This window comes from Micrococcus sp. 140720015-1, assembly GCF_053627595.1.
In genome coordinates, this window is sequence record NZ_JBSEYC010000004.1 from 327,696 (window position 1) to 352,961 (window position 25,266).

Genomic DNA, 25,266 nt, shown 5'->3' on the forward strand with positions numbered 1-25,266 from the left:
CGTGCCCGTCCCGGGGTTCGGAGCGGCCACTCGGGCGGTCCGCCTGCGGGCAGGCCTGGACCCAGTCTACTCGTGTCAACGGCTGTTCGCCCGGGGGCGAACCATGTCATGGGACGCCCGGTCGGGCCCGCCCCGCCGTCGCGCGGCTAGGCTGGGGCGACGGCCCCGCGCCGCGACGCCCCGGCGTCGGCCGGGGCCGCGCCCCGACGCTCCCGATCCGCCAGGAGAGAACCCGTGACCGACGCCGCGCAGCCGTCCGCCCCCCCGACCCTGGACCGGGTGGCCCCGGCCCGCGGGTTCGTCTACTCGGAGCAGGACCGCCGGATGGTGGACACGCTCAAGGCGCTCTCGGCGGACGCCGTGGAGAAGGCCGGGCACGGCCACCCCGGCACCGCGATCTCGCTGGCCCCCGTGGCGTGGCAGCTGTACCAGAACGTGATGCACCTGGACCCCACGGACGACCGCTGGGAGGGGCGGGACCGCTTCATCCTCTCCGCGGGCCACGCCTCGCTCATCCAGTACCTGCAGCTGTTCGCCGCGGGCGCCGGGCTCGAGATCGAGGACATCCAGGCGCTGCGGACCGAGGGCTCCAGGACCCCGGGCCACCCGGAGTACGGCCACACCCACGGCGTCGAGGTGACCACGGGCCCGCTGGGCCAGGGCCTGGCGATGGGCGTCGGCTTCGCGTACGAGCAGCGCCGCGTGCGCGGGCTGTTCGACCCCGACGCCGCCCCGGGCACCTCCCCGTTCGACCACCACGTGTTCGTGCTCGCCTCCGACGGGGACATCCAGGAGGGCGTCGCCGCGGAGGCCTCCTCGCTGGCCGGGCACCAGGAGCTCGGGAACCTGGTGGTCGTCTACGACGCGAACCGCATCTCGATCGAGGACGACACGGACGTCGCGTTCACCGAGGACGTGGTGCGCCGCTACGAGGCCTACGGCTGGCACGTGCAGGAGGTCGACTGGACCAACGGCGCCCAGGGCCACGCCGTGACCGAGTACACGGAGGACGTGGAGGCCCTGTACGACGCCCTCGTGGCGGCCAAGGCCGAGACCGGCCGGCCCTCACTGATCAAGCTGCGCACCGTGATCGGCTGGCCCTCCCCCACGAAGCAGAACACCGGCGGCATCCACGGCTCCAAGCTCGGCACGGACGAGGTCGCCGGCCTCAAGGAGGGCCTCGGGCTGGACCCGACCACGACCTTCGACGTCGACCCCGAGCTCCTGGCCGGCGCCCGGTCCATCGCCGAGCGCTCGGCCGAGTACCGCCGCGGGTGGGAGGCGGCGTTCCAGGCCTGGCGCGAGGCCCACCCGGAGAACGCGCGCCTGTACGACCGACTGGCCGGCCGAGAGCTGCCCGCCGGCTTCGCGGACGCGTTCCCGTCCTGGGACCCGGACGAGAAGGGCCTGGCCACGCGCGCGGCCTCCGGTGAGGTGCTCACGGCCCTCGCGCCGGTCATGCCCGAGCTCTGGGGCGGCTCGGCCGACCTCGCCGGGTCGAACAACACGACCATGAAGGGCGAGCCCTCCTTCATCCCGGCCCGCCGCTCCACCGCGACCTGGCAGGGCGACGAGCACGGCCGCACCCTGCACTTCGGCATCCGCGAGTTCGCGGCCGGGGCGATCGTCAACGGCATCACGATCGGCGGCCTGACCCGCGCGTACATGGGCACGTTCCTGACGTTCTCCGACTACATGCGCCCCGCCGTCCGCCTGGCCGCCCTCATGGGCACCCCGAGCACGTACGTGTGGACGCACGACTCCATCGGCCTCGGCGAGGACGGCCCCACGCACCAGCCGGTGGAGCACCTGGCCGCACTGCGCGCCATCCCCGGGCTCGACGTCGTCCGCCCGGCCGACGCGAACGAGACCGCGTGGGCGTGGCGGACGGTGCTCGAGCACCGGGACCGCCCGGCCGGCCTCATCCTGTCCCGGCAGAACCTGCCCGTGCTCCCCCGGGACACGGACGGCTTCGCCCCCGCCTCGGGCGTGGCCCGCGGCGCCTACGTCCTCGTCGACGCCACGGATGCCGACGGCGCGCCGACGCCGGCCCGCGCGCTGCTGATCGCGACCGGCTCCGAGGTCTCCGTGGCCGTGCGGGCCCGCGAGCTGCTGCAGGCCGACGGCGTCCCGACCCGCGTCGTCTCCGCCCCGTGCCTCGAGTGGTTCGCCGAGCAGGACAAGGCCTACCGAGCCGAGGTCCTGCCCGACGGCCCCGACGCCCCGGTCCGCGTCTCCGTCGAGGCCGGCGTCGCGATGCCGTGGTTCGAGCACACGGTGACGACCTCCTCCCCGGGCGCCCGCGTGAGCCTCGAGCACTACGGCGAGTCGGCCGACGGCGCCCGCCTGATGGAGAAGTACGGATTCACCGGAGAGCACGTCGCCGAGGTGACCCGCGGCCTCCTCTGAGCCCCGGCGCCCCGAGCACGTCCACCCCCGAAGGGAAGGCACCCGCAGACCATGAGCACCCCGCAGAACCCGAACACCGCCGCGCTGGCCCAGGCCGGTGTGTCGATCTGGCTCGACGACCTCTCCCGCACGCGGCTGGACGAGGGCACGCTCGAGGAGCTGATCGCCACCCGCTCGGTCACCGGCGTCACCACGAACCCGTCCATCTTCGCCGTCGCCCTCGCGGACGCGGGCGCCTACCAGGGCCAGCTGCGCGAACTCGCCGCCGCCGGGGCCTCGGTGGACGAGGCCGTCGTCGCCCTGACGACCGAGGACGTGCGCCGCGCCGCCGACGTGCTCGCGCCCGTCCACGAGCGCACCGGCGGGGCGGACGGGTTCGTCTCCCTCGAGGTCGATCCGCGCCTGGCCCGCGACGCCGCCGGCACCGTGACCCAGGCCCGCGAGCTGGCGGCGGCCGTCGACCGGCCCAACCTGATGGTGAAGATCCCCGCGACCGTGGAGGGCCTGTCCGCCATCGCGGACGTGCTGGGCGCGGGCATCAGCGTGAACGTGACCCTCATCTTCTCGCTGCCCCGCTACCGCCAGGTGCTCAACGCCTGGCTCACCGGCCTGGAGAAGGCCCGGGCGAACGGGCACGACGTGCGCCGCCTCCACTCGGTGGCCTCCTTCTTCGTCTCCCGTGTCGACACGGAGGTCGACGCGCGGCTGCGCACGATCGGCACCCCCGAGGCCGAGGCGCTGACCGGCCGGGCCGCCGTCGCCAACGCGCGCCTGGCCTACCGCGCCTTCGAGCAGGCCCTGGACTCGGAGCGCTGGCGCCTGCTCGAGGCGGCCGGCGCCCCCGTGCAGCGACCCCTGTGGGCCTCCACCGGCGTCAAGGACCCCGCCCTGCCGGACACGCTGTACGTCACCGAGCTCGTGGCACCGCACACCGTGACCACGCTGCCGGAGAAGACCCTCGAGGCGGTCGCCGACCACGGGGTGATCACGGCGGACACCGTCACGGGCGCCTACGCCGACGCCGACGCCCTGCTCGACGCGGTCGGCGCGGCGGGCGTGTCCTACCAGGACGTCGTGGACGTGCTGGAGACTGAGGGCCTGGAGAAGTTCGAGGCCGCGTGGGACGAGCTGCTCGGCTCAGTCCGCTCCGGGCTCGACACCCACCGCTGACCGCACCCGCCCCCGACCCCGCCGCCCGCTCGCCACGCGCACGGAAGGACCCCCCATGAGCACCCTCGGCCTCACCGCCACCGGAGCCGCCCTCGAGGCGATCGACCGCCATCTGCCCGCTCTCCTCCAGGACCGCGTCGCCTCCCGCCTCGGGGCGCAGGACGCCGACCTGTGGGGGGCGTCGGCCCGCGACGAGGCCGCCAAGCGGCTCGGCTGGATCGCCCTGTTCGAGGACTCCCGCGCCCTCGTCCCGCACATCGCCCAGCTGACCCGGGAGCTGCGCGCCGAGGGCGTGGACCGCGTGGTCCTGGCGGGCATGGGCGGCTCGTCCCTGGCCCCCGAGGTGATCGCGGCGACGGCCGGCGTCGAGCTCGAGGTCCTGGACTCCACGGACCCGCTGCAGGTCTCCCGCGCCCTCGAGCACGACCTCGAGCGGACCGTGCTGGTGGTCTCCTCCAAGTCCGGGTCCACCGTGGAGACCGACTCGCAGCGCCGCGTCGTCGAGGCCGCGTTCCGCGACGCCGGGATCGACCCCCGCACCCGTCTGGTCGCCGTGACGGACCCGGGATCGCCGCTGCACGCCGCGTGCGAGTCCGCCGGCTGGCGCGCCGTCTTCACCGCGGACCCGACCGTGGGCGGGCGCTTCTCGGCCCTCACCGCGTTCGGCCTGGTCCCCACCGGCCTGGCCGGCGTGGACGTCGCGGCCCTGCTGGACGACGCGGAGGCCGTGCTCGACCTGCTGACCGCCGACGACGAGGACAACCCGGGCCTCCAGCTCGGCGCGGCCCTGGGCGGCACGCAGCCGCTGCGCGACAAGCTCGTCTTCGCCGACCACGGGTCCGGCATCGCCGGACTGCCGGCCTGGATCGAGCAGCTGATCGCCGAGTCCACGGGCAAGGACGCCACCGGGCTGCTGCCCGTCGTCGTCGCCCCCGGTGACCCCGAGACCGCGTGGGACGCCCCCGACCTGCTGCAGGTGCAGCTCGTCGGCGAGGACGACGTCGCGGCCCCGGGCCACGGCGTGCAGGTCGCCGGCTCGCTCGGCGCCCAGCTGCTGCTGTGGGAGGTGGCCACCGCGGTGGCCGGCCGCCTGCTCGGGATCAACCCCTTCGACCAGCCGGACGTGGAGACCGCCAAGGCCGCCGCGCGCACCCTGCTGGACAGCCCCGCCGCCGAGCGGACGGCCGACGGCGAGGTGGAGGGCGTCGAGGTCTCCGGCCCGGCGTCCGCGACCTCTGCCCCGGACCTGGCCGGCGTGCTGCGCGCCACGGCGGCGCTGGTGCCCGAGGACGGCTACCTGGCGGTCCACGCCTACCTCTCCCGTCACGACGACGCCGAGCTCGAGGAGCTGCGCGCGGACCTGGCGGACCTGGTCGGCCGCCCGGTCACGTTCGGCTGGGGTCCGCGGTTCCTGCACTCCACCGGACAGTTCCACAAGGGCGGCCCGGCCGTCGGCGTGTTCCTGCAGATCACCGGCGACGCCGGCCTGGACCTCGAGGTGCCCGGCCGCCCGTTCTCCCTGGGCAGGCTCATCGCCGCGCAGGCCGCAGGCGACGCCCGGGTGCTCGGCGATCTCGGCCGCCCCGTGGTCACCCTGCACCTGCGCCGCCGCGACGCGGGCATCGAGACCCTGAGGAGCGCCGTCCGTGGCCGGTGAGTCCCGGACCGCCCCCCGCAACCCGCTGCGCGACCCCCGTGACCGGCGCCTGACCCGCATCGCGGGCCCGTCGGCGCTCGTGCTGTTCGGCGTGACGGGCGACCTGGCGAAGAAGAAGCTCCTGCCGGCCATGTACGACCTGGCCCAGCGCGGCCTGCTGCCGCCAGCGTTCTCCCTCGTCGGCTTCGGTCGCCGCGACTGGTCCGACGAGGAGTTCGCCGACTACGTGCGCGCCGCCGTCGAGGCCTCCTCCCGGACCACGTTCGACGAGACCGTGTGGGACCAGTTCCAGGGCGGCCTGCGCTTCGTCTCCGGCGCGTTCGACGACGAGGCTGCCTACGTCCGTCTCGACGAGGTGCTCGCCGAGCTCGAGACCTCACGCGGCACGCGCGGGAACACCGCGTTCTACCTCTCCATCCCGCCGGACTGGTTCGAGGCCGTCTCCCGCCACCTGGCCGACCAGGGCCTGGCCGACCGGTCCCAGCCGGCCGACGGCCCGTGGCGCCGCGTGGTGATCGAGAAGCCCTTCGGCCACGACCTGGCCAGCGCGCAGGAGCTCAACGCCGTGATCGAGCGCGTCTTCCCCTCGGACGCGGTGTTCCGCATCGACCACTACCTCGGCAAGGAGACGGTGCAGAACATCCTCGCGTTCCGGTTCGCCAACCGGATGTTCGAGCCGCTCTGGAACGCGGAGCATGTGGACCACGTCCAGATCACGATGGCCGAGGACATCGGCATCGGTGGACGGGCGAGCTACTACGACGGCGTGGGCGCGGCGCGCGACGTCATCCAGAACCACCTCCTGCAGCTGCTCGCGTTCACCGCGATGGAGGAGCCGATCTCGTTCGACGCGGACCATCTGCGCGCGGAGAAGGAGAAGGTCCTCGAGGCCGTGACCGTCCCGGACACGCCCGAGGGACTCGCGGCGGCCTCCGCCCGCGGCCAGTACACCTCCGGCTGGCAGGGTGGCGAGCGGGTCACGGGATTCCTCGACGAGGAGGGCTTCAACCCGGCGTCCGTCACGGAGACGTACGCCGCGCTCAAGGTGGGCATCCGCACGCGGCGCTGGCAGGGCGTGCCGTTCTACCTGCGGGCCGGCAAACGCCTCGGCCGACGGGTGACGGAGATCGCCGTCGTCTTCAAGAAGCCCCCGCACCTGCTGTTCCCCGTCCACGACGGGGACGAGTTCGGGCAGAACATCATCGTCATCCGGGTGCAGCCGGACGAGGGCGTCACCATCCGCTTCGCGTCCAAGGTGCCCGGCACGCAGACCGAGATCCGCGACGTCACGATGGACTTCGGCTACGGCCACGCCTTCACCGAGGACTCCCCCGAGGCGTACGAACGTCTCATCCTCGACGTGCTCCTCGGGGAGCCGCCGCTGTTCCCGCGCCAGGCCGAGGTGGAGCTGTCCTGGCGGATCGTGGACCCGTTCGAGGAGCACTGGGCGAGCCTGGGCACCCAGCCCGAGCCCTACGCCCCGGGCACGTGGGGACCGCCCTCGGCCGACGCCCTCATGGCCCGCGACGGACGAAGCTGGAGGCGCCCGTGAAGATCCGCATGCACGACACCACCACCTCCCAGGTGGCCAAGCGCATCACGCAGCTGCGCGAGAAGAGCGGGGTCGTGGCCCTCGGCCGCGTCCTGACCCTCGTGATCAGCACGGACGACGCCGGCATCGAGTCCGCCGTCCAGGCCGCCAACGCGGCCTCGCTCGAGCACCCGTGCCGCATCGTCGTCCTGGCCCTGGGCGACTCCGCGGCCCCCACCCGCCTGGACGCCGAGATCCGGGTCGGGGGCGACGCCGGCGCCTCCGACGTCGTGGTGCTGTGGTGCGCCGGGGAGAACGCCCACGCCGACGAGTCGCTCGTCTCCGGGCTGCTCTTGCCCGATGCGCCGATCGTCGTGTGGTGGCCCGGGGTGCCGCCCGAGGTCCCCTCGGCGACGGCGCTCGGTCGCCTGGCCCACCGCCGGATCACGGACACGGCCTCGGCGTCCGCGGCCGAGCCCGCCCTGTGGGCTCTGCGCGCGGGCCACCACGAGGGGGACACCGACCTGGCCTGGACGCGCCTGACGCTGTGGCGGATCCAGGTGGCCGGGATCTTCGACACGCTCGACGTGGCCACCCTGCGCTCGGTGACGGTGGACGGGGCGCCGGACTCCCCCAGCACCATGCTGCTCGCGGCGTGGCTCACCCTGACCCTGAAGGTGCCCGTGACGATCGCGCACTCGAAGGTCGGCCACGGGATCCGTGCGGTGCGCCTGCGGTGCACGGACGGGGACGTGGTGCTCTCCCGCTCGCAGTCGCAGGTGGCCCGGCTCTATCAGCAGGGCCGGCCGGTGCAGCGCATCTCCCTGCCACGCCGGACGATCCAGGACTGCCTGGCCGAGGAGCTGCGCCGCCTGGACCCGGACGAGGTCTTCGGCGCCGTGCTCCACCAGGGCCTGCCGCGCACGGACCTCTCCCCCGTGCAGGCCTCCGAGCGTTGAGGAGCGCCCGGCGCCGCACCGGCCCGGGACGCACGGACGCCCCGCACGGATGATCCGTGCGGGGCGTTCGCGTCGGGGCCCGGCGGGGGCGGCCTCAGGACTCCATGGTCAGACGCGGCAGGACGCCGAGCAGCGCGATCACGACACCCCAGGCGACCACGGTGCCGACGGTCAGGCGGGTGAGCAGACGCTGGGCGGAGCCCGAGGAGCTCATCGAGGTGGTCACGCCGCCGCCGAACATGTCCGAGACGCCGCCGCCGCGGCCCTTGTGCAGCAGGATGAGCAGCACGATGACCACGCTGAGCACGACCACGAGGATCTGCAGGGCCAGGGTCAGGACGTCCACGGGAGGGCTCCTCGGGTCGAGGTGCGGCCCCGGCGCGCGCCGGGGCCGTCACGGAGAATGCGGTCGGTCGGGCCGGACGGATCAGGCCTGGTCGAACCGGACGATCTTAGCAAACTCGTCCGCGTCGAGGCTGGCGCCGCCCACGAGGGCGCCGTCCACGTCCGGCTGCGCCAGCAGCGCCGGCGCGCTGGAGGACTTCACGGAGCCGCCGTAGAGGATCCGCAGTCCGGCGGCGACGTCGTCGCCGTGCAGTGCGGCCACGCGGGCCCGCAGGGCCGCGCACATCTGCTGCGCGTCCTCGGGGCCGGCGACCTCGCCCGTGCCGATCGCCCACACGGGCTCGTAGGCGACGACGACGCCGGCCACGTCCTGCGCCGACAGGCCCGCGATCGAGCCCTCCAGCTGGGCGAGCGTGTGCTCGACGTGCCGGCCGGCCTGGCGCACCTCCAGGCCCTCTCCCACGCAGATCACCGGGGTGAGGCCGTGGCGCAGGGCCGCGGCGGCCTTGCGCGCCACGAGCGCGTCGTCCTCCCCGTGGAGGGTGCGGCGTTCGGAGTGGCCCACGATCGCATAGCGGCACCCCAGCGCGGCAAGGAACGCCCCGGAGACGTCCCCCGTGTAGGCGCCGGCATCCTCGGGCGAGAGGTCCTGCGCGCCGTAGGCGAGGTCCAGGCGGTCGCCGGTGACGAGCGTCTGCACGGCCCGCAGGTCCGTGAAGGGCGGGAACACCGCGACCTCCACGGCCTCCTGGTCATGGTCCGCGTCCGTGAGGAGCCACGCGAGGCGCTGCACCAGGGTGACGGCCTCGAGGTGGTCCAGGTTCATCTTCCAGTTGCCCGCGATCAACGGCACGCGCGTGGTCTGCTCCGCCATGCTCACGCCCGCCCCTCGCCGGCCAGGGCGGTGACGCCCGGGAGCTCCTTGCCCTCGAGGTATTCGAGGGAGGCGCCGCCGCCGGTGGAGATGTGGCCGAACGCGTCGTCGGCGAAGCCCAGCGTGCGCACGGCCGCCGCGGAGTCGCCGCCGCCGACCACCGACAGGCCGCCAGCCGCGGAAGCCTCGGTGAGGGCCTGGGCCACCGCGCGGGTGCCCTCCGCGAAGGCCGGGAACTCGAACACGCCCATGGGGCCGTTCCAGAACACGGTCTGGGCGCCGCGGATCTGCTCCGCGAACGCCCGGGCCGTCTCCGGGCCGATGTCCAGGCCCATGGCGGACGCGCCGTGCGCGCCCGAGGTGAGGGCGTCCACGGCCAGGACCTCGTGCTCGGCGTCGGCCGCGAAGCCGGAGGCCATCACGATGTCCGTGGGGAGCACGATGCGGGCGGCCCCGGCCTCGGAGCGGCGCAGGTACTCGCGGACGGTGTCGAGCTGGTCCTCCTCGAGCAGGGAGGCGCCCACCTCGTGGCCCTGCGCCTTGAGGAACGTGAAGAGCATGCCGCCGCCGATCAGCAGCGTGTCGGCCTTGTCCAGCAGGTTGTCGATCACGGCCAGCTTGTCCGAGACCTTGGACCCGCCCAGCACGACGACGTAGGGCCGCTCCGGGGACTCGGTCAGACGGGTGAGCACCTCGAGCTCGGCGGCGACCAGCGGGCCCTGGTGGGCCGGCAGCTGCGCCGCGACGTCGAACACGGAGGCGTGCTTGCGGTGGACCGCGCCGAAGGCGTCGCCCACGTAGGCGCCGTCCTCGCCGGCCAGCGCCGCCATCTCGTCGGCGAGGGCGGCGCGCTCGGCATCGTCCTTGGAGGTCTCGCGGGCGTCGAAGCGCACGTTCTCCAGCAGCAGCACCTGGCCGTCCTGCAGGGCGGCGGTCTTCGCGCGCGCGTCGTCCCCGGTCACGTCCGCGGCGAGGGCGACGTCGGCGCCCAGCAGCTCTGCCATGCGCGCGGCGACGGGGCGGAGGGAGTACGCGGGGTCCGGCTCACCCTTGGGGCGGCCCAGGTGGGCCATGACGATCACGCGCGCACCGGCCTCGGCCAGGTCCCGGATCGCGGGCAGCGAGGCACGGATGCGGCCGTCGTCGGTGACGGTGTCCCCGTCCAGCGGGACGTTCAGGTCGGACCGGATGAGCACGGTGCGGCCGGCGACGCCGGCCTCGAGCAGATCGTTGAGGGTCGATGCGGGCATGATGCCTCCTGGGGTGCCGGAGCGGGGTCGGTTCACGGTGCAGTCTAGGCGGACGGCCCGGGCCGACGGGGGAACCGTCGGCCCGGGCCGTCGGGCGCCGTGCGGGCTCAGAGCTTCGAACCGATGAGGTCCGCGAAGTCCATGAGCTGGGAGGTGTAGCCGTACTCGTTGTCGTACCAGCCGATGACCTTCACGGTCTGGCCGATGGACTTGGTCAGCGGGGCGTCGAAGGTGCACGCCGCCGGGGAGGTGATGATGTCCGAGGACACGATCGGATCCTCCGAGTAGACCAGGCGGCCCTGCAGCGGGCCGGACTCCGCGGCCTTCTTGAACGCGGCGTTGACCTCCTCGACCTCCACGTGGCGCGTCAGCTCCACGGTCAGGTCGGTGGCCGAGCCGGTGATGGTGGGCACCCGCATGGCGAAGCCGTCGAGCTTGCCCTTCAGCTCGGGGATGACCTCGCCGATGGCCTTGGCCGCGCCCGTGGAGGTGGGCACCATGTTCTGGGCGGCGGCGCGCGCCCGACGGCGATCCTTCTTGTGCACGTTGTCGTGCAGGTTCTGGTCGCCGGTGTACGCGTGGATCGTGGTCATGATGCCGTCCACGATGCCGAACTCGTCATTGAGGACCTTCGCCATCGGGGCCAGGCAGTTGGTGGTGCACGAGGCGTTCGAGACGATGTGCATCGTCTCCGCGTCGTAGGTGTGCTCGTTCACGCCCATCACGAAGGTGCCGTCGACCTCCTTGGCGGGAGCGGAGATGAGGACCTTCTTGGCCCCGGCGTCGAGGTGGGCCTGCGCCTTGGGGCCGGTCGTGAAGATGCCGGTGCACTCGATGACCAGATCCACGCCGAACTCGCCCCACGGCAGCTTCGTCGGGTCGGCCTCCTGGAAGAACGCGACGTCGCGGCCGTCGATGCGGAACCCCTTCTCGGTCCGTTCCAGCTCGCCCGGGTAGCGGCCCAGGATGGTGTCGTACTTGGTCAGCCAGAACAGGTCCTCGGGGTCGGCGAGGTCGTTCACGGCGACCAGCTCGAGGCCCTGGTGGCCGCGGTCCTTGAGCACGCGCACGATGTTGCGTCCGATGCGGCCGTAGCCGTTGATGGCGATCTTGGTCATGGTGGTCCCTCTCGTGGGTTCTCGTTGCGTGGCCCGTGGCGGTGGGTGCGGGCCGTGCGGTCGAGCGGTCGCGCCCGGTCCGGGCGCGGGGTGGGGACAGGGCCGGAGAGCCGAGCCCCTCCCGGCACCGGGGCGCTGACGTCGTGGGGCCACGACGTCAGCGCCCCGGTGCGCGGTGTGGATCAGGCCGGAAGGATCAGGCCGGAGGCGCCGGTGCGGGCGGCCTCGAAGCGGGCCTGCACGTCGGCCCAGTTCACGATGTTCCAGATCGCCTTCACGTAGTCCGCCTTGACGTTCTGGTAGTCGAGGTAGAAGGCGTGCTCCCACATGTCCAGCTGGAACAGCGGAATGGTGGCGACCGGCACGCCGTTCTGCTGGTCGTAGAACTGCTCGATCACGAGGTTGCCGCCGATGGGCTCGTAGGCCAGCACGGCCCAGCCGGAGCCCTGGATGCCGAGGGCGGCGGCGGTGAAGTGGGCCTGGAACTTGTCGAACGAGCCGAAGTACTCGTCGATGGCGGCGGCCAGCTCGCCGGTCGGCTTGTCGCCGCCCTCCGGCGAGAGGTTCTTCCAGAAGATCGAGTGGTTCGTGTGGCCGCCCAGATTGAAGGCGAGGTCCTTCGACAGCTGGTTCACGGAGCCGAAGTCGCCGGCCTCACGCGCGGCGGCCAGCTTCTCCAGAGCGGTGTTCGCGCCCTTGACGTACGTGGCGTGGTGCTTGGAGTGGTGCAGCTCCATGATGCGGGCCGAGATGTGCGGCTCCAGCGCGGCGTAATCGTAGTCCAGCTCCGGAAGGGTGTACTCCGTCATGCTTCCTCCTTGATCAGGCGGGGCGGCGGGCAGGACGCCCGCGGCCTCCGCCCCGGGCAACCCCGCGTCCCGGCGGCGTATTCCGTACGTCCCCATTGTGATCGCGCGCGGAGCGACGGGGCCAGATCCCGTCGACGGTGATCTGGCGCTCAGCCCGCGGAGGCCGCGTCCGTCCCGGGAACGCCCCGCTCGGCGGCCCGCTTGTCCGCCATGGCCAGCAGCCGGCGGATGCGCCCGGCGACGGCGTCCTTGGTCATGGGCGGGTCCGCGAGGCGGCCGAGCTCGTCGAGGGAGGCCTGCTTGTGCTCGAGGCGCAGCCGCCCCGCGTAGCGGAGGTGGTCCGGCACCTCGTCGCCGAGGATCTCGAGGGCCCGCTCCACCTTCGCCCCGGCCATGACGGCGGCCTGGGCGGAACGGCGGAGGTTGGCGTCGTCGAAGTTCGCCAGGCGGTTGGCGGTGGCCCGGACCTCCTTGCGCTCGCGCCGCTCGCGCCAGAGGGTCGCGGTCTGCTCCGCGCCGACGGCGGCGAGCAGCGTGGCGATCGCCTCCCCGTCGCGGACCACGACGCGGTCCGACTGACGCACCTCGCGTGCCTTCGCCGCCACGTGGAGCCGACGCGCGGCCCCCACCAGGGCCAGGGCGGCCTCCGGGCCCGGCGTGGTCACCTCGAGGGCCGCCGAGCGGCCGGGCTCGGTGAGGGAGCCGTGGGCCAGCAGGGCCCCGCGCCACACGGCGGCGGTGGCCGCCGTCGTCCCGCTGACGAGGACCGGCGCGAGGCCGCGCACGGGCCGTCCCCGCTGGTCGATGAGCCCGGTCTGCCGGGCGAGGTCCTCTCCCCCGCGCACGACCCGGAGCACGTACCGCTGACCCCGGCGCAGGTTGCCGCCGGAGACCACCACGATCTCCGGGGCCAGGCCGTACAGCTCTGTGATGGCGGCGCGCAGGCGGCGCGCGCTGGCGCCGTGGTCCAGCTCCGCCTCCACGACGACGCGGCCGGCCACGAGGTGCAGCCCCCCGGCAAACCGCAGCATCGCCGCCGTCTCCGCCCGCCGCTCAGGGGTCGCGGCGACCGGCACACGGGCCAGCTCCTCCTTGAGGGTCATGGTCAGCGCCATGCTCGTGCTCCTTCTCGGCGAGGTGCGCGCGTCAGTGGGTCATCGCCTCGTCGATCGCGACGGCCAGGCGCAGCGGGTCGTGAACCTGGGGATCCTGGGCACTGCTCACTCTACTGAACGCCACGCGCGCGCCCATCCGGGCCGCCTCGGCCTCCACCGCCGCGCGGTCGGTGACCGCGTCCGCATCGGCGATCACCACGTCCAGCCGGAGGTCCGGTGCATAGGAGCGCAGCACCTTGAGGTGGTCGGCATGGGCGAGGCCGGTGGTCTCCTGGTCCCCCGTGCGCAGGTTCAGCACCATGAGGCGCCGGGCGGTGGTGGCGGCGAGGGCCGAGCGCACCTCCGGCATCAGCAGGTGCGGCAGCACCGACGTGTACAGCGAGCCGGGCCCGAGCACCACCCAGTCGGCCAGCTCGATCGCCGAGAGCGCCTCCGGGGTGGCCGGTGCGTCGGACGGGCTCAGGCGGACGTCGGTGACGCGCCCCTCGAACGCGGCGACCGCGAGGGCCACCTGACCCTCCACGCATCGGGTGCGCAGGCGGCCGTCCGGACCGGCGCTGAGCACGTCCCCGCCGATGGTCAGCGGCACCCGCGAGACCGGCAGGACCTCGCCGTGCGCCCGCAGCAGGGCGCCGGCCCAGCGCAGCCCGTCCACCGGGTCGCCCAGCAGCTCCCACAGGGCGACGATCAGGAGGTTCCCGAGCGCGTGGTTGTCCAGGGTGGCCTGGTCCGCGGGCACCTCGGTGGAGCGGAAGCGGTGCTGCATGACGTGGGCCCAGGTCCGACCCCAGTCGGTGTCGTCGCACAGGGCCGCCAGCGCCATGCGGAGGTCGCCGGGCGGCAGCACCGCCATCTCCCGGCGGATGGTGCCGGAGGAGCCGCCGTCGTCCGCGACGGTGACGATGGCCGTGAGGTGCCCGGCCACGTGGCGCAGGGCCGCGAGGGACGCGGAGAGGCCGTGGCCGCCGCCGAGGGCGGTGACCCGGGCCGTAGGGCGGGACATGCCGACCCCCACCCCGCGCCCTTCCGAGCCCATCCCGGGCGGCAGGGGCAGCTGGCCGGTGAGCGGGGACGTCATTCGCGCCCCATGTCCCGGTGCTGGATGTGCACCGTCACGTGGGGCACCTGGGCCAGGCGCCGGGCCAGCTCCTCGGCGACGGCCACGGAGCGGTGCTTGCCGCCCGTGCAGCCGATGGCGAGCGTGGCGTAGTGCTTGTTCTCCCGCCGGTAGCCCTCGAACACCGGCCCCAGCATGGCGACGTACGTGCGCAGGAAGTCCTCCACACCGGGGCGGGAGAGCACGTAGTCCGCGACCGCGGCCTCCGTGCCCGTGTGCGGACGCAGCGCCGGCACCCAGTGGGGGTTGGGGATGAAGCGCATGTCCGCCACGAAGTTCGCGTCCGCCGGGACGCCGTACTTGAAGCCGAAGCTCATGATGGTCAGGCGCAGCGTGACGGGGCCGGACTCCGTGAACAGCTCGGTGATCTCCGTGGCCAGGCCGTGCACGTTCAGCTCGGTGGTGTCCACCACGACGTCGGCGCGCGCCTTGAGCGGCTCGACGACCTCCCGCTCCGCGCGGATGCCGTCCAGCAGCCGGGCGTTGCCCTGCATCGGGTGGGGGCGGCGGCCCGCCTCGAAGCGCTGGAGGAGGACGTGATCGTCCGCATCGAGGAACACCGTGCGGTACTCCACGCCGCTGTTGGCCAGGTGCTGCAGGGCAGCGCGCAGCTCCTCGAAGTAGGAGCGCGAGCGCACGTCCACCACGATCGCCAGGCGCGGGAACGCCTCCGGCGAGCGGGCGATGAGCTCGGCCAGCGTGCCGAACAGCGCCGGCGGCATGTTCTCCACCACGTCCCAGCCGTGGTCCTCGAGCGCATGCGCGGCGGTGGTCCGCCCGGCGCCGGACATGCCGGCGATCACGAGCACCTCCGACGTCGGCGGCTTCTCCGGCTGGAGGGTCTCCTCGGTCATGACTCCACTGTATCCGTGGGCGTGTCGGCCGTGAGCGCCGTGTGGACGGCCTCGGCCAGCCGCGGCCCGATGCCGGCGACCTCGGTCAGCCGGTCCACGCCGGCGGCCCGGATCTCGGCGACGGAGCCGAAGTGGTTCAGCAGCGCGGTGCGCTTGGCCGGGCCCAGGCCCGGGATCCCGTCCAGGGCGGAGACGGTCATCGCCTTGGACCGCCGGCTGCGGTGGCCGGCGATCGCGAACCGGTGCGACTCGTCGCGGATGCGCTGGAGCAGGTACAGACCCTCCGAGGTGCGCGGCAGGACCACCGGGAACTCGTCGCCCGGCAGCCACACCTCCTCGAGCCGCTTGGCCAGCCCGACCACGGGCAGGTCGTCCAGGCCCAGCTCCTCGAGGACCGCCGCGGCCGCGGCCACCTGGGGCGGGCCGCCGTCGACCACCACGAGCGAGGGCGGGTACGCGAAGCGGCGCCCCGACTCCTGATCGTCCCCCTCGACCTGACCGGAGAGCGGGGCGCCCTCGGCGCGCTCCTTGGCCAGGCGGGCGAAGCGGCGCCGCAGGACGTCGCGCAGGGACGCGGTGTCGTCCCGGGCGGCCTCCCCCGTGACGTTGAAGCGGCGGTAGTCCTTCTTCTTCGGCAGGCCGTCCTCCATGACGACCATCGAGCCGACCACGTTGGTGCCCTGGGAGTGGGAGATGTCGTAGCACTCGATGCGCAGCAGGGGCTCGGTGATCTCCAGGGCCTCCTGCAGCTCCCGCAGGGCGGCGGAGCGGGTGGTGAGGTCCCCGGACCGCCGCGACTTGTGCAGCTTCAGGGCCATCTCCGCGTTCTCCCGGACGGTCTCCATGAGGTCCGCCTTCGAGCCCCGCCGGGGCACGCGCACGGCGACCCGGGACCCGCGCAGGCCCGAGAGCCACTCGGTGAGCTGCGCGGCGTCGTCGGGCTCGACCGGGACGAGGATCTCGTGCGGGATGCGCTCCGGCCCCTCGAGGTCGCCGTAGACCTGCTGGAGCAGGTGCGCGACCATCTCCGGCTCGGCGACGTCCTCCACGCGCTCCATGACCCAGCCGCGCTGGCCGCGGATGCGTCCCTGCCGGACGTGGAACACCTGCACCGCGACCTCCAGCTCGTCCGTGTGCAGGGCGAAGATGTCCGCCTCCGTGTTCTCCGGCAGCACCACGGCGTTGCGCTCGAACACACGGCGCAGCGCGGCGATGTCGTCCCGCAGCCGGGCCGCGTCCTCGTAGCGCAGCTCCTCGACGGCGCGGGCCATGGCCTTCTCCAGCTCGCGGATGAACCGGTTCGCGTCCCCGGCCATGAAGTCGCAGAAGTCCTGGGCCAGCGCGCGATGGTCCGCCGGGCTGATCCGGCCCACGCAGGGCGCCGAGCACTTGCCGATGTAGCCGAGCAGGCACGGCCGGTCCTGGGCGCGGGCCCGCTTGAACACGCCCGCCGAGCACGTGCGGACCGGGAAGACGCGCAGCATCAGGTCCACCGTCTCGCGGATCGCCTTGGCCGGGTGGAACGGGCCGAAGTACTTCACGCCGGGCTTCCGGTCGCCGCGCATCACCTGGACGCGCGGGTACTGCTCGTTCATGGTCACGGCCAGGTACGGGTACGACTTGTCGTCCCGGTACATGATGTTGAACCGGGGGCGGTACTCCTTGATCCACGTGTACTCGAGCTGGAGCGCCTCCAGCTCGGAGCCGACGACGGTCCACTCGACCGCGGCCGCCGTGAACACCATGGTCCGGGTCTTGGTGGCCAGCCGGGCCGGGTCCTGGAAATAGGAGCTCAGACGCGCGCGCAGGTTCTTCGCCTTGCCGACGTAGACGACGCGTCCGTCCGCGTCGCGGAAGCGGTAGACGCCGGGGGACGTGGAGATCTCGCCCGGAGCCGGGCGGTACGAGGCCGGATCAGCCACGGGCACCCGGGGCGGCGTTGTACGCGTCCACGCGCTCCTGCCCCGAGAGCGCGCCGATGGCGTCCATGATCGCCGCCGTCGCGTCGCGGCGCTGCGGCAGGGTGTGACGACGCCCGGGGTGGCCGAAGTCCAGGGGCGCGCCCACGCGCACGGAGAACCGGTGGGGACGGAAGCCGTTGGTGTCCGGCGGCTGGAGGTGCTGCGTGCCGGCGAGGCCCACGGGCACCACGGGTGCGCCGGTGGCCAGGGCCAGCCAGGCCGCACCGGTGCGGCCGCGGTAGAGGCGGCCGTCGCGGCTGCGGGTGCCCTCCGGGTAGATCCCCACGCCCCGGCCGGACTCGAGCAGGCCCACGAGGGACTCGAGCGCGGCCACGGAGGCGGCCTGCTCGCCCCGCCGGACGGGGACGGAGCCCACGGACTCGAAGAACCGCCGCCGGGCCCGGCCCCGCAGGCCCGTGCCCGTGAAGTACTCCTCCTTGGCGAAGAAGTGGACCGGGCGGGGGGCGAGGGCCTGGAGGATCACCGAGTCGACGAAGGACAGGTGGTTGGAGGCGATGACGAAGGGGCCCTCCGCGGGCACGTGCTCCATGCCGACGACCTCGGGGCGGCAGGAGAGCCGCAGCAGCGCGGCGGCGCTCCTGCGCACGGTCTCCGACGTCGCCATGGCTCTCCTTCGTCCTCGTCCTGCGTGGGCGGGGTCCATGCTACGCGAGCAGCTCCGCGAGGAACCGGCCCGTGTGGCTCTCGGCGACGCGCGCGACCTCCTCCGGCGTGCCCGTGGCCACGATCGTGCCGCCGCCGGAGCCGCCCTCGGGGCCGAGGTCGATCACGTGGTCCGCGCTCTTGATCACGTCGAGGTTGTGCTCGATGGTGAGCACCGTGTTGCCCTTGTCCACGAGGGACTGGAGCACGTGCAGGAGCTTGCGGATGTCGTCGAAGTGCAGCCCCGTGGTCGGCTCGTCCAGCACGTAGATGGTGCGGCCGTTGGAGCGCTTCTGGAGCTCGGCCGCCAGCTTCACGCGCTGGGCCTCGCCGCCCGAGAGCGTGGTGGCGGGCTGGCCCAGACGGACGTAGCCCAGACCGACGTCGACGAGCGTGTCCAGGTACCGCGAGATGCGGGTGTACGCGCTGAAGAAGTCCGCGGCCTCCTCGATCGGCATGTCGAGGACCTCGGCGATGTTCTTGCCCTTGTAGGTGACCTCGAGCGTCTCCCGGTTGTACCGGGCCCCGTGGCACACCTCGCACGGCACGTAGACGTCCGGCAGGAAGTTCATCTCGATCTTCAGCGTGCCGTCGCCCGCGCACGCCTCGCAGCGCCCGCCCTTGATGTTGAAGGAGAATCGGCCCTGCTGGTAGCCCCGGACCTTCGCCTCGGGGGTCTCTGCGAAGAGCTTGCGGATCGCGTCGAACACGCCCGTGTAGGTGGCGGGGTTGGAGCGCGGCGTGCGCCCGATGGGGCTCTGGTCCACGTGGACCACCTTGTCCAGGTGCTCGAGCCCCTCCACGGACCGGTGCCGGCCGGGCACGAGCTTGGCGCCGTTGAGCCGGTTGGCCAGGACCTTGTAGAGGATCTCGTTGATCAGCGTGGACTTGCCCGAGCCGGACACGCCCGTCACGGCCGTGAGGACCCCGAGCGGGACCTCCACCGAGACGTCCTTCAGGTTGTTCTCCCCGGCGCCGCGGACCGTCAGCACGCGCCCCTTCTCCGGGACGCGACGCCGCTCCGGCACCGCGATGGAGCGGCGGCCGGAGAGGTAGTCGCCGGTGACGGACCGCATGTTGGCCTTGAGATCCGCCAGGGAGCCCGAGTGCACGACCTCGCCGCCGTGCTCGCCCGCGCGGGGGCCGATGTCCACGATCCAGTCCGCCTCGGCGATCGTGTCCTCGTCGTGCTCGACGACGATGAGGGTGTTGCCGAGGTCCCGCAGGCGCAGGAGGGTCTCGATGAGGCGGCGGTTGTCCCGCTGATGCAGGCCGATGGACGGCTCGTCGAGGACGTAGAGGACGCCGACCAGCCCGGAGCCGATCTGCGTGGCCAGGCGGATGCGCTGGGCCTCGCCGCCGGAGAGGGTGCCGGCCGGCCGCTCCAGGTTGAGATACTCGAGTCCGACGTCCAGCAGGAACGCCAGTCGGGCCAGGATCTCCTTGAGCACCTGGTCCGCGATCTGCCGCTCCCGGTCCGTCAGCCGCAGCCCCGAGAAGAACTCCATGGCCTCCCGCATGGGCAGGCGGGTGGCGTCCGCGATCGACAGGCCGCCCACGAGCACGTGCAGGACCGTGGGGTTGAGGCGGGCCCCGTGGCACGCCGGGCACGGGATCTCCCGCATGAACGACTCGTAGCGCTCGCGGGCGGCGTCCGACTCGGTCTCCCCGTGCTTGCGCATCACGTAGGGGATGACGCCCTCGAAGCCCGTGGTGTAGCGGCGCTCGCGGCCGAACCGGTTGCGGAACGTCACCTCCACCTTGAAGTCCTTGCCGTTCAGGACGGCGTCGCGCTCCGCCTCCGTCAGGTCCTTCCACGGGGTGTCCAGGGAGAAGCCCATCTCCTTGCCCAGCCCGCCGAGCACGCGCAGCCAGTAGTCCGAGGTGGACTTGCCCAGCGACCACGGCACGACGGCGCCCTCGCGCAGGGACAGCTCGTCGTTGGCGACGACGAGGTCCGGGTCCACCTGCAGGCGGGAGCCGATGCCGGTGCACTCGGGGCACGCGCCGAACGGGTTGTTGAAGGAGAACGAGCGCGGCTCGATCTCGTCCACGGTCTGCTCGTGCCCGTTGGGGCAGGAGAGCTTCTCGGAGAACGAGCGGTACCGGGGGTTGCCCTCGGCGTCCCGCCCGCCGAACTCCGCGGTGTTCTTCTTGCCCTTCTCGGCGACGGGCTCCACGTCCACGAACTCGGCCACGACGAGGCCGTCCGCCAGCTTCAGGGCGGTCTCCACCGAGTCGGTGAGGCGCTGGCGGATGCCCTCCTTCATGGCGAGGCGGTCCACGACGACGGCGATGGTGTGCTTGACCTGCTTCTTCAGCACGGGCGGGTCCGAGAGCTGGACGGTCTCCCCGTCCACGACGGCGCGGGCGAAGCCCTGCGTGGACAGGTCCTTGAACAGGTCCACGAACTCGCCCTTGCGGCCGCGGACCACGGGCGCGAGCACCTGGAAGCGGGTGCGCTCGGGCAGCTCCTCGAGCTGGTCCACGATCTGCTGCGGGGTCTGCCGGCTCACCGGCTCTCCGCACTGCGGGCAGTGCGGCACCCCGACGCGCGCCCAGAGCAGGCGCATGTAGTCGTAGATCTCGGTGATGGTCCCCACCGTGGAGCGCGGGTTGCGGTTGGTGGACTTCTGGTCGATGGACACGGCCGGGGACAGGCCCTCGATGAAGTCCACGTCCGGCTTGTCCACCCGGCCCAGGAACATGCGGGCGTAGGAGGAGAGTGACTCGACGTAGCGTCGCTGGCCCTCGGCGAAGATCGTGTCGAAGGCCAGGGAGGACTTGCCCGAGCCGGACAGACCCGTGAACACGACCATGGCGTCCCGCGGGAAGCTGACGTCCACGTCCTTCAGGTTGTGCTCGCGGGCGCCCTGGACGACGATGCGGTCCCGCTCGCCCGAGCGCGCGCCGCCGGGGCCGGAGGCGAGGCCGCCGGCATGGGTCTCGACGGCGGAGGAGACGGTGGTGGAGGAGTTCTTGGGCACGCGGCCAGCATAGGGGCGGGCACGGACACGACACCGGGGTCTCGCCTGTGGGCGAACCGACCGCGGGCCGGGCCCGCCCTGGCGCGTCGCCGCCCCGTCCGTACACTGTTGCGCATGCCCGAGACCGCCCGGAACCGCCTCCTGCACGATCTGCCCGCCGTCACGGTGCGCACCTGCTCCGTGTCGGAGATGGACAACAACGTGTACCTGCTCACCTCCAAGACCACGGGGGCGCAGGTGCTGATCGACGCCGCCGCCGAGGCCGAGGCCATCCGCGACCTCATCGCCTCGGCCGCGGACGACACTCCGTGCGAGCCGCGCCTCGAGATGATCGTCACCACGCACCGGCACTGGGACCACGTGCGGGCGCTGCCGGCGCTGGCCTCCCTGACCGGGGCCCGCACGGCGGCCGGCGAGGACGACGCCGACGCCATCGCCGAGGCCACGGGGGTCGCCCCCGACGTGCGCCTGCGCCACGGGGACACCGTGGGGGCGGACGGGCTCCGGCTCGAGGTCGTGGCCCTGCGCGGCCACACGCCCGGGTCCATCGCGCTGGTGTGCCGCCCCGAGGCGGACGAGCCGGCCGTGCTCTTCACCGGCGACTCCCTCTTCCCGGGCGGGGTGGGCAACACCGAGGGCGACGACGGCCGGTTCCGCCAGCTGTTCACGGACGTCACGGAACGGGTCTTCGACGCGTTCGACGACGACGTGGTGGTCCACCCCGGCCACGGCGCCTCCACGACCCTGGGCGCCGAGCGCCCCCACCTGCCGGAGTGGGCCGAGCGCGGCTGGTGACGGCCCGCCCGGGCGGTCCCGGGCCCGGCGTCAGGCCGGCTTCTGCCCCACCATGAACAGGCGCCGGGCCGGGAAGATCGTGACCGGGCCGCCGTCGTCGGCCGTGACGCCGGGCACCGGCGGGTACGCCTCGCGCATGGCGGCGCGGTACCGGTCCACGAACGCCTCGAGCAGCCCGGCGCCCTCGGCGGCGCCCTCCTCGGCGTCCCAGCGGGCCAGGGCCTGCAGGCTCGGCCGCAGGGCCGCGCCGGAGGTCCACCGGAACACCGGGTCCTCGCCCGTCAGCACCTGCTGGTACTCCGTCTCCCAGACGACCGGGGACCACCCCGCCTCGAGGAACAGCCGCGTGTACTCCTCGGGCGGCGCCACGGTGCGGGTCGTCGCCACCCCGTGCAGCGGTTCGGAGAAGGCCGGGTCCTCGGCCAGCGCCACGATCGCCGCGTGGGAGGGCTGCTCGTAGGGCCGCGGGATCTGCGCCGCGAACCACGCCCCCGGCGTGAGGTCCCCGAGCCAGCGCCGGATCAGGCGACGGTGCGTCGGGATCCACTGGAGCATCGCGTTGGACACCACGACGTCCGTCGCCCCCGTCGGGCGCCACTGCGACGCGTCGACCGCCTCGAAGCGCAGGTTGGCGGGGGCGCCCGTGCGGGCCGCCTGCTCCCGGGCCCGCTCCAGCATGGCGGGCGAGTCGTCCAGGCCGATCACCTCGGCGTCCGGCCAGCGCTCGGCCAGCGTCCGGGTCAGGGTCCCCGGGCCGCAGCCCAGATCCACCACGACGCGCGGGGCCTCGGCGCGCACGCGCCCCACCAGGTCGTGGAAGGGGCGGGCGCGGTGTTCGGCGAAGCCCTCGTACTGCGCGGGATCCCAGGTGAACCCCCCGCCCTGTCGGCCGGTCACGTCCCCCACGACGGCGTCGGTGTCCGGGTGCGGGCTCTCGGGCGCGATCTGACTCATGGCGGCACCGTATCGCGCGGAGCGGCCGATACCCTGGGGGCGATGACTTCTGCCGCCACGAACCCGCCCTCGCTGACCGACCGCATCGACGCGCTCCCGCCGGCCCCGGACGCCGACGACGTCTTCGGGGCCTTCGCGGCCTGGACCGAGGACCGCGGCATCTCGCTCTACCCCGCCCAGGAGGAGGCCGCCCTCGAGCTCGTCCAGAGCCGGCACGTGATCCTGGCGACGCCCACCGGCTCCGGCAAGTCCCTGGTGGCGCTGGCCGCGCACGCCGACGCGCTCGCCCACGACGCCGTCTCCTATTACACGGCGCCGATCAAGGCGCTCGTCTCGGAGAAGTTCTTCGCGCTGGTGGACGTGTTCGGCGCGGAGAACGTCGGCATGGTCACGGGCGACTCCACCGTCAACGGTGACGCGCCCATCATCTGCTGCACCGCCGAGATCCTCGCCAACCGCGCGCTGCGCGAGGGCTCGGGCATGGAGATCGGCACCGTGGTGATGGACGAGTTCCACTACTACGCGGACCCCTCCCGCGGCTGGGCCTGGCAGGTCCCCCTCCTCGAGCTGCCGCAGGCCCGGTTCCTCCTGATGTCGGCCACCCTCGCCGACACCGCCCGCCTCGAGGCGGACCTGACCGAGCGCACCGGACGCGAGGTCGCCGTCGTCGCCCACGCGGAGCGCCCCATCCCGCTGACGTTCGAGTGGTCCGAGGTGCCGCTGCAGGAGAAGGTCGAGGAGCTCGTGAGCACCCACCAGGCACCGGTGTACATCGTGCACTTCTCGCAGCTGGACGCCGTGGAGACGGCCCAGGGGCTGTCCTCGATCTCGGTGACGTCCAGGGAGGAGAAGGAGGCGATCGCCGCGCGGATCGCCGGCTTCCGCTTCTCCGCGGGCTTCGGGCACACCCTGAATCGCCTCGTCCGGGCGGGCATCGGCGTGCACCACGCGGGCATGCTGCCCAAGTACCGCCGCCTCGTGGAGAAGCTGGCCCAGGACGGGCTGCTCAAGGTCATCTGCGGCACGGACACGCTCGGCGTCGGGATCAACGTGCCGATCCGCACCGTGCTGCTCACCGCGCTGTCCAAGTTCGACGGCGAGAAGACCCGCCTGCTCCAGGCCCGCGAGTTCCACCAGATCGCCGGCCGGGCGGGCCGGGCCGGCTTCGACACCTCCGGCACCGTGGTGGTCCAGGCCCCCGAGCACGTGATCGAGAACAAGGCGGCCGAGCGCAAGGCCGCCGCGAAGTTCGCGAACGTCAAGGACGAGGCCGAGCGGGCCAAGCGCATGAAGCAGTCCGTGAAGTCCGGCAAGCGCAAGACCCCGCCGGCCGGCTTCGTCTCGTGGGGGCCGGCGACGTTCGAGCGCCTCGTCTCCGCCGAGCCGGAGCCGCTGGTCTCCCGCATGCGGATCACGCACTCCATGCTGCTGAACATCCTCGACCGGCCCGGCGACCCGGTGATCGCGGTCCGGCGCCTGCTGCGCGGCACCCACGAGACCCCGGCCCGCCAGGCGGTGCTCATGCGCCGCGCGCTCGGGATCTTCCGGGAGCTGCTGGCCACGGGCGTCGTCGAACGCCTGCCCGAGCCGGACGCCGAGGGCCGCACCGTGGACCTCACGGTGGACCTGCAGCCGGACTTCGCGCTCAACCAGCCGCTCTCCCCCTTCGCCCTCGCCGCGCTCGACCTGCTGGACCCGGCCGATCCCGACCACGCGCTCGACGTCGTCTCCGTGATCGAGGCGACCCTCGACCCGCCGCGCCAGGTGCTCTCGGCCCAGGTCAAGCACGCCAGGGGCGAGGCCGTGGCCGCCATGAAGGCCGAGGGGATGGACTACAACGACCGCATGCGGGCCCTCGACGAGGTCACCCACCCGCGGCCGCTGGCCGAGCTCCTCGAGCAGCAGTTCGAGCTCTACCGGCAGGACGCCCCGTGGCTCGCGGAGTTCGAGCTGACCCCCAAGTCCGTGGTGCGCGACATGTTCGAACGGGCCATGGGCTTCGGCGACTACGTGCGTTTCTACGGGATCGCCCGGTCCGAGGGCGTGCTACTGCGCTACCTCACGGATGCGGTCAAGGCGCTGCGCCACACGGTGCCCGAGGCGGCCCGCACCGAGGAGCTCCAGGTGCTGCTGGACTGGCTCGACGAGATGGTGAAGCAGACCGACTCGTCCCTCCTGGAGGAGTGGGAGGACCTGGTGGCCGGGGACATCGACGAGCTGCGCCGGGACTTGGAGGCGCTCGAGCCGCCGGCCCCGCCCCGCCTGACGGACAACGAGCCCGTGTTCCGGGTGATGGTCCGCAACGCGATGTTCCAGCGGGTGCGCCTGTTCGGCGACGAGCGGGACGAGGCGCTCTCGCGCCTGTCCGGTGACCTGTCCGCCGACGACTGGGCCGACGCGCTCGACGCCTACTTCGACGACCACGAGGACATCGACGACGGCCCCGCCGCGCGTGGCCCCGAGCTGTTCCGCGTGGCTGCGGCCCCCGACGTCGCCGCCCCGCTGGAGCTGGCCGGCCCGCGCTGGTGGGCGGTGCGGCAGGTCCTGAAGGACCCGGACGGGGACCTGGACCACGGGATCAACGCCGTGGTCGACCTGGACGCCTCCGACGAGGCGGGCCACCCCGTGATCCGGGTGGTCTCCGTGGGCGCGCCCGAGTCCGGGTGGGGCCTGTGAGCGCCGGGGTCGCCCGGGCGGC

At 73.2% G+C, this 25,266-nt stretch carries 19 protein-coding genes; 7 read left to right on the forward strand and 12 right to left on the reverse strand.

Translation table 11 applies throughout. The features are described 5' to 3' along the window. Positions 1–234: 234 nt before the first annotated feature. From tkt to ACUXPL_RS08865, 5 genes are read left to right on the forward strand one after another with little or no spacing between them, the layout of a single operon-like run. Complete coding sequence (tkt, locus tag ACUXPL_RS08845) at positions 235–2,409, forward strand: transketolase (RefSeq protein WP_454183281.1); 2,175 nt, start codon at positions 235–237, stop codon at positions 2,407–2,409. Positions 2,410–2,460: 51 nt separating this feature from the next. After that, complete coding sequence (gene tal / locus ACUXPL_RS08850) at positions 2,461–3,579, forward strand: transaldolase (RefSeq protein ID WP_454183283.1); 1,119 nt, start codon at positions 2,461–2,463, stop codon at positions 3,577–3,579. A gap of 55 nt (positions 3,580–3,634) precedes the next feature. After that, a complete protein-coding gene (locus tag ACUXPL_RS08855) occupies positions 3,635–5,236 on the forward strand; it encodes a glucose-6-phosphate isomerase (protein ID WP_454183284.1) in 1,602 nt (533 codons plus the stop codon). Further along, on the forward strand, positions 5,226–6,788 hold the full coding sequence (zwf, locus tag ACUXPL_RS08860) for a glucose-6-phosphate dehydrogenase (RefSeq protein ID WP_200968782.1): 1,563 nt from the start codon (positions 5,226–5,228) through the stop codon (positions 6,786–6,788). The genes ACUXPL_RS08855 and zwf overlap by 11 nt, the downstream gene beginning before the upstream one ends. Continuing rightward, positions 6,785–7,726 (forward strand): glucose-6-phosphate dehydrogenase assembly protein OpcA, encoded by a 942-nt coding sequence (locus ACUXPL_RS08865; protein ID WP_454183286.1) that lies wholly within the window; start codon positions 6,785–6,787, stop codon positions 7,724–7,726. The genes zwf and ACUXPL_RS08865 overlap by 4 nt, the downstream gene beginning before the upstream one ends. Before the next feature lie 94 nt (positions 7,727–7,820). On the opposite strand, the gene secG is transcribed toward ACUXPL_RS08865, so the two are convergent. From secG to uvrA, 11 genes are all read right to left on the reverse strand, one after another. Continuing rightward, the gene (secG, locus tag ACUXPL_RS08870; RefSeq protein ID WP_406891035.1) at positions 7,821–8,072 is read right to left on the reverse strand and encodes a preprotein translocase subunit SecG; all 252 of its coding nucleotides are present in this window, start codon (positions 8,070–8,072) and stop codon (positions 7,821–7,823) included. Positions 8,073–8,153: 81 nt separating this feature from the next. Further along, positions 8,154–8,945, reverse strand: a complete 792-nt coding sequence (gene tpiA / locus ACUXPL_RS08875) for a triose-phosphate isomerase (protein ID WP_192593278.1) — start codon at positions 8,943–8,945, stop codon at positions 8,154–8,156. A gap of 2 nt (positions 8,946–8,947) precedes the next feature. Beyond that, positions 8,948–10,195, reverse strand: a complete 1,248-nt coding sequence (locus ACUXPL_RS08880; protein ID WP_454183289.1) for a phosphoglycerate kinase — start codon at positions 10,193–10,195, stop codon at positions 8,948–8,950. 107 nt (positions 10,196–10,302) lie between these two features. Continuing rightward, positions 10,303–11,313, reverse strand: a complete 1,011-nt coding sequence (gap, locus tag ACUXPL_RS08885) for a type I glyceraldehyde-3-phosphate dehydrogenase (RefSeq protein ID WP_454183291.1) — start codon at positions 11,311–11,313, stop codon at positions 10,303–10,305. 182 nt (positions 11,314–11,495) lie between these two features. Continuing rightward, entirely contained in the window at positions 11,496–12,122 is a 627-nt protein-coding gene (locus ACUXPL_RS08890; RefSeq protein WP_002855650.1) for a superoxide dismutase, read from the reverse strand. A 149-nt stretch (positions 12,123–12,271) separates the two neighbouring features. Then, a complete protein-coding gene (gene whiA, locus ACUXPL_RS08895) occupies positions 12,272–13,237 on the reverse strand; it encodes a DNA-binding protein WhiA (RefSeq protein ID WP_180535565.1) in 966 nt (321 codons plus the stop codon). Positions 13,238–13,268: 31 nt separating this feature from the next. Continuing rightward, positions 13,269–14,315: a gluconeogenesis factor YvcK family protein gene (locus ACUXPL_RS08900; RefSeq protein WP_454183294.1), complete on the reverse strand. Its 1,047-nt coding sequence runs from the start codon at positions 14,313–14,315 to the stop codon at positions 13,269–13,271. Next, complete coding sequence (gene rapZ / locus ACUXPL_RS08905; RefSeq protein ID WP_454183296.1) at positions 14,312–15,208, reverse strand: RNase adapter RapZ; 897 nt, start codon at positions 15,206–15,208, stop codon at positions 14,312–14,314. The genes ACUXPL_RS08900 and rapZ overlap by 4 nt, the downstream gene beginning before the upstream one ends. Then, positions 15,205–17,130, reverse strand: a complete 1,926-nt coding sequence (uvrC, locus tag ACUXPL_RS08910; protein WP_454183298.1) for an excinuclease ABC subunit UvrC — start codon at positions 17,128–17,130, stop codon at positions 15,205–15,207. The genes rapZ and uvrC overlap by 4 nt, the downstream gene beginning before the upstream one ends. Then, the gene (locus ACUXPL_RS08915; protein WP_180537511.1) at positions 17,123–17,794 is read right to left on the reverse strand and encodes a lysophospholipid acyltransferase family protein; all 672 of its coding nucleotides are present in this window, start codon (positions 17,792–17,794) and stop codon (positions 17,123–17,125) included. The genes uvrC and ACUXPL_RS08915 overlap by 8 nt, the downstream gene beginning before the upstream one ends. A 40-nt stretch (positions 17,795–17,834) precedes the next feature. Continuing rightward, positions 17,835–20,819, reverse strand: a complete 2,985-nt coding sequence (uvrA, locus tag ACUXPL_RS08920) for an excinuclease ABC subunit UvrA (RefSeq protein ID WP_454183300.1) — start codon at positions 20,817–20,819, stop codon at positions 17,835–17,837. A 114-nt stretch (positions 20,820–20,933) separates the two neighbouring features. On the opposite strand from uvrA, the gene ACUXPL_RS08925 reads away from it, so the two are divergent. Continuing rightward, positions 20,934–21,614, forward strand: a complete 681-nt coding sequence (locus ACUXPL_RS08925) for an MBL fold metallo-hydrolase (RefSeq protein WP_180537509.1) — start codon at positions 20,934–20,936, stop codon at positions 21,612–21,614. Between the two features lie 30 nt (positions 21,615–21,644). Here the strand turns inward: ACUXPL_RS08925 and ACUXPL_RS08930 are convergent, their stop codons facing one another. Next, on the reverse strand, positions 21,645–22,568 hold the full coding sequence (locus ACUXPL_RS08930; protein WP_180537508.1) for a methyltransferase domain-containing protein: 924 nt from the start codon (positions 22,566–22,568) through the stop codon (positions 21,645–21,647). 42 nt (positions 22,569–22,610) lie between these two features. Between ACUXPL_RS08930 and ACUXPL_RS08935 the strand changes: the two genes are divergently transcribed. Then, on the forward strand, positions 22,611–25,244 hold the full coding sequence (locus ACUXPL_RS08935; RefSeq protein WP_454183302.1) for a DEAD/DEAH box helicase: 2,634 nt from the start codon (positions 22,611–22,613) through the stop codon (positions 25,242–25,244). Positions 25,245–25,266: the final 22 nt, after the last annotated feature.

Bases quoted from the DNA above. Each gene is read 5' to 3' on its own strand.
- tal (WP_454183283.1), top strand. From the start codon at position 2,461: ATGAGCACCCCGCAGAACCCGAACACCGCCGCGCTGGCCCAGGCCGGT.
- ACUXPL_RS08855 (WP_454183284.1), top strand. From the start codon at position 3,635: ATGAGCACCCTCGGCCTCACCGCCACCGGAGCCGCCCTCGAGGCGATC.
- tpiA (WP_192593278.1), bottom strand. From the start codon at position 8,945: ATGGCGGAGCAGACCACGCGCGTGCCGTTGATCGCGGGCAACTGGAAG.
- ACUXPL_RS08880 (WP_454183289.1), bottom strand. From the start codon at position 10,195: ATGCCCGCATCGACCCTCAACGATCTGCTCGAGGCCGGCGTCGCCGGC.
- gap (WP_454183291.1), bottom strand. From the start codon at position 11,313: ATGACCAAGATCGCCATCAACGGCTACGGCCGCATCGGACGCAACATC.
- ACUXPL_RS08890 (WP_002855650.1), bottom strand. From the start codon at position 12,122: ATGACGGAGTACACCCTTCCGGAGCTGGACTACGATTACGCCGCGCTG.
- whiA (WP_180535565.1), bottom strand. From the start codon at position 13,237: ATGGCGCTGACCATGACCCTCAAGGAGGAGCTGGCCCGTGTGCCGGTC.
- ACUXPL_RS08900 (WP_454183294.1), bottom strand. From the start codon at position 14,315: ATGACGTCCCCGCTCACCGGCCAGCTGCCCCTGCCGCCCGGGATGGGC.
- rapZ (WP_454183296.1), bottom strand. From the start codon at position 15,208: ATGACCGAGGAGACCCTCCAGCCGGAGAAGCCGCCGACGTCGGAGGTG.
- ACUXPL_RS08915 (WP_180537511.1), bottom strand. From the start codon at position 17,794: ATGGCGACGTCGGAGACCGTGCGCAGGAGCGCCGCCGCGCTGCTGCGG.
- ACUXPL_RS08925 (WP_180537509.1), top strand. From the start codon at position 20,934: ATGCCCGAGACCGCCCGGAACCGCCTCCTGCACGATCTGCCCGCCGTC.
- ACUXPL_RS08930 (WP_180537508.1), bottom strand. From the start codon at position 22,568: ATGAGTCAGATCGCGCCCGAGAGCCCGCACCCGGACACCGACGCCGTC.
- ACUXPL_RS08935 (WP_454183302.1), top strand. From the start codon at position 22,611: ATGACTTCTGCCGCCACGAACCCGCCCTCGCTGACCGACCGCATCGAC.